Annotated in this window: 3 protein-coding genes and 3 tRNA genes; 5 read left to right on the top strand and 1 reads right to left on the bottom strand. The window is 49.1% G+C overall.

From position 1 onward, the window contains the following. Window positions 1–140: 140 nt before the first annotated feature. Window positions 141–1,169, top strand: a complete 1,029-nt coding sequence (murB, locus tag SIK69_RS07965; RefSeq protein ID WP_319629253.1) for a UDP-N-acetylmuramate dehydrogenase — start codon at window positions 141–143, stop codon at window positions 1,167–1,169. Continuing rightward, complete coding sequence (gene birA, locus SIK69_RS07960) at window positions 1,166–2,128, top strand: bifunctional biotin--[acetyl-CoA-carboxylase] ligase/biotin operon repressor BirA (RefSeq protein ID WP_319629254.1); 963 nt, start codon at window positions 1,166–1,168, stop codon at window positions 2,126–2,128. Before murB ends, birA begins: the two co-directional genes overlap by 4 nt. A gap of 25 nt (window positions 2,129–2,153) precedes the next feature. On the opposite strand, the gene coaA is transcribed toward birA, so the two are convergent. Then, a complete protein-coding gene (coaA, locus tag SIK69_RS07955) occupies window positions 2,154–3,104 on the bottom strand; it encodes a type I pantothenate kinase (protein ID WP_319629278.1) in 951 nt (316 codons plus the stop codon). A 416-nt stretch (window positions 3,105–3,520) separates the two neighbouring features. On the opposite strand from coaA, the gene SIK69_RS07950 reads away from it, so the two are divergent. The 3 genes from SIK69_RS07950 (at window position 3,521) to SIK69_RS07940 (ending at window position 3,880) form a co-directional block, all read left to right on the top strand. Continuing rightward, a tRNA-Thr gene (locus SIK69_RS07950) sits at window positions 3,521–3,596 on the top strand. 8 nt (window positions 3,597–3,604) lie between these two features. After that, window positions 3,605–3,689, top strand: a tRNA-Tyr gene (locus tag SIK69_RS07945). Window positions 3,690–3,805: 116 nt separating this feature from the next. Continuing rightward, window positions 3,806–3,880: transfer RNA gene (locus SIK69_RS07940), tRNA-Gly, on the top strand. Window positions 3,881–3,938 lie beyond the last annotated feature (58 nt).

Below are 3,938 nucleotides of genomic sequence, written 5' to 3'. Positions count from 1 at the left end.
TGCCAGGCATCAAATAAGTAAGAAGCCCAGTCGAAAGACTGGGCTTTTTGCGTTTTCGACAATTTGTCCACAAACATATCCACAAGCCTTCCCTGCCTGAATACGGTACACTAGCCGGGATTTTGCATCTGGAAGCCACTATGAATCACTCCCTAAAGCCCTGGAATACCTTCGGTATTGAAAGCCATGCCGTGCGCATCATCTGTGCTGAAAATGCACCACAGTTATTGGATGCCTGGCAGCAAGCAACTACAGAAAAGCAGCCTGCCCTGATCCTTGGTGAAGGTAGCAACGTACTCTTTCTGACAGATTATTCTGGCGTGGTACTGATTAATCGTATTAAAGGCATAGAGGTCAGTGAGCAGCCAGATGCGTGGCACCTGCACGTCGGTGCCGGTGAGAATTGGCATAATCTGGTGAAATATACACTGGAGAACAATATGCCGGGACTCGAAAACCTGGCGTTAATTCCCGGTTGTGCTGGCTCCTCACCAATTCAGAATATTGGCGCTTACGGCATCGAATTGCAGCGCGTATGCGAATACGTCGATTGCATTGAGCTGGCTACCGGCATCGCTAAACGCCTGAGCACAGAAGAGTGCCGTTTTGGTTATCGGGACAGTATCTTTAAACATGAATATCAGGATCGGTTTGTCATCGTCGCGGTTGGGTTGAAACTCTTAAAGCAGTGGCAACCGGTCCTCAGCTATGGGGATTTAACGCGTCTCGATCCGCAGACGGTAACGCCTCAACAAGTGTTCGATGCCGTTTGTCATATGCGTATGACCAAACTTCCGGATCCCAAAGTGAACGGCAATGCGGGTAGCTTCTTTAAGAACCCTGTAATTTGCCGCGCAGCAGCTGATAAGTTACTCAGCGCATTCCCAAAGGCACCGCATTATCCTCAGGCTGATGGCAGCGTTAAGCTTGCCGCCGGTTGGCTAATCGATCAGTGTCAGTTGAAAGGCAAGAGTATTGGCGGCGCGACGGTTCATCGCCAGCAGGCGCTGGTACTGATTAACGAAAACAATGCCACCGGTGCTGATGTGGTCGCGCTGGCCCATTATGTACGCCAGCAGGTTGGTGAGAAGTTTGATGTCTGGCTGGAGCCTGAAGTCAGGTTTATCGGTAAGCGTGGTGAAGTCAGCGCGGTGGAGGCCATTGCGTGAAGGATAATACCGTTCCATTAACGTTGATTTCGCTTTTATCTGACGGCGAATTTCATTCCGGTGAGCAACTGGGTGAAAGGCTGGGGATGAGTCGGGCTGCTATCAACAAGCATATCCAGACGCTACGCGACTGGGGCGTTGACGTTTTCACCGTCCCTGGAAAAGGTTATAGCCTGCCAGAGCCTATCCAGCTGCTGAATGAAGAATTCATTCGTAGCAATATACAAACCGGCGCTGTTACCGTACTGCCTGTCATCGATTCAACTAACCAATATTTGCTTGAACGTCTGGCTAGCCTGGAGTCGGGTGATGCCTGTGTGGCCGAGTATCAACAAGCAGGCCGCGGACGCCGTGGGCGGAAATGGTTTTCTCCTTTTGGTGCCAACCTTTATTTGTCGATGTACTGGCGTCTGGAACAGGGCCCAGCAGCGGCAATAGGCTTAAGCCTGGTGATTGGCATCGTGATGGCTGAAGTGCTGCAAAGCCTGGGTGCCGAAAAAGTTCGGGTAAAATGGCCGAATGACTTGTATCTAATGGATCGTAAACTTGCAGGGATCCTGGTGGAATTAACGGGAAAAACCGGTGATGCAGCGCAGATCGTGATCGGAGCCGGGATTAATCTCGCGATGCGTCGCGTTGAGTCCGACGTGATCAATCAGGGCTGGATAAATTTGCAGGAAGCGGGCATCAGGATTGACCGCAATAGGCTAGCCGTCAGATTGATTAAAGAGCTTCGCGCCGCATTGCTGCTCTTTGAGCAGGAGGGGTTGGCACCTTACCTTTCCCGTTGGGAGCGGCTGGATAACTTTATTGATCGCCCGGTCAAATTGATTATTGGTGAAAAAGAAATATTCGGAATATCCCGTGGCATTGATACGCAAGGAGCGCTCTTACTGGAGCAGGATGGTGTAATCAAACCGTGGATGGGCGGAGAAATTTCACTGCGAAGTGCTGAATAAGAAAAGGGAGCTGAAGCTCCCTTTTTTATTTTCGTAACCGAATTTGCTCGACGGAATGATTTGCACTTTTTGTCAGAATCAAACTGGCGCGTTCACGAGTTGGTAAGATATTCTCTTTGAGATTCAACAGGTTGATCTCATTCCATAACGAGGTGGCAATATTGACTGCTTCGTCTTCGGATAATTTGGCGTAGTTATGGAAATAAGAGTCTGGATCGGTAAATGCACCTTCGCGGAATTTGAGAAAACGGTTGATGTACCAGTTTTTCAACAGTTTTTCCGGGGCATCGACATAAATCGAGAAATCGACGAAATCAGAAACGAATACATGATGCGGATCGTGAGGGTAATCCATTCCACTCTGAAGAACATTCAGACCTTCAAGGATCAAAATGTCCGGATGCGTCACCGTTTTATCCCCGTCGGGAATGACATCATAGATTAAATGGGAATACACAGGCGCGGTGACATCCGGCGCACCCGATTTGATGTCAGAAACAAACTTCACCAGTCGATGCATATCATACGACTGTGGGAAGCCTTTCTTCTTCATCAACCCGCGCTCTTTCAATACGTCATTCGGATGCAGGAAACCGTCGGTGGTAATCAACTCAACGCGACGATGTTCAGGCCAACGGCTGAGCAACGCTTGCAGCACGCGCGCAGTAGTACTCTTACCCACAGCGACGCTACCGGCAATGCTAATGACATAAGGAATACGCGGGGCATTAGTACCCAGGAACTGTTCCAGAACCGCCTGACGACGCAAACTAGAGCTAATATAGAAGTTTAGCAAACGCGATAGAGGCAAATAGATCTCAGCCACTTCTTCCAAGGAGAGATCTTCGTTAATACCTTTCAGGCGTGTGATTTCCCCTTCAGTAAGGGTCATCGGCACGGAATCACGAAGTGCAGCCCACTGGCTGCGGTTGAAGTGTAGATACGGCGTCATTAACGTTTGCTCTTTTTTGCTCATAAGCATGGTCTGCTCACTATCACCTATTCCATCGGTCGAAACGTGATGATGCGACACATTCAGTTAATCAGGACAATGGGCAGGAGGTTAACACCAGATTGAATGGAATAAGAAGAAAAAATCAGATTTAGTGATGCTTTCGGTAGAAAGCGTCACAACCCAAAGCTGAATGGGTGGCCGGGTAGCCATTATAGAGAAGCGATATACTTTATTGCGGAAAAGCGAATCTCTTCTCGCAGCAGATATAAGAAGGGGATGAGCAATGAAAGAGGATCATTTGCCCGTTTTTTATTCGAAGGCGGTGGATTTTACATCATTTTTGCTTTGAGATGCACAAAATATGAGCAAGAGATCGTTTTATGCGATTTTTTAGTTGCATGACCCCGCCTGACTCCCTAGAATGCGCGCTACTTGATGCCGACTTAGCTCAGTAGGTAGAGCAACTGACTTGTAATCAGTAGGTCACCAGTTCGATTCCGGTAGTCGGCACCATCAAGTCCGGTGGGGTTCCCGAGCGGCCAAAGGGAGCAGACTGTAAATCTGCCGTCACAGACTTCGAAGGTTCGAATCCTTCCCCCACCACCACTTTCTGGCAGCGTTTTCGCCGCCTGAGTTGGTTGAATAAAATCGCCGACTCGAACAATAAAAGAGAGAAATCTCTTTTTTGTTGCAGAAAGAACTGGGTAGCCGAGTTTCAGGATGCGGGCATCGTATAATGGCTATTACCTCAGCCTTCCAAGCTGATGATGCGGGTTCGATTCCCGCTGCCCGCTCCAGACGTGCTGATATGGCTCAGTTGGTAGAGCGCACCCTTGGTAAGGGTGAGGTCCCCAG

The organism is Scandinavium lactucae (assembly GCF_033843265.1).
Classification (GTDB): domain Bacteria; phylum Pseudomonadota; class Gammaproteobacteria; order Enterobacterales; family Enterobacteriaceae; genus Scandinavium; species Scandinavium lactucae.
Note: the sequence above shows the minus strand (reverse complement) of the source record. Positions and strands in the feature narration are given on the sequence as shown.

Bases quoted from the DNA above. Each gene is read 5' to 3' on its own strand.
- murB (WP_319629253.1), top strand. From the start codon at position 141: ATGAATCACTCCCTAAAGCCCTGGAATACCTTCGGTATTGAAAGCCAT.
- coaA (WP_319629278.1), bottom strand. From the start codon at position 3,104: ATGAGCAAAAAAGAGCAAACGTTAATGACGCCGTATCTACACTTCAAC.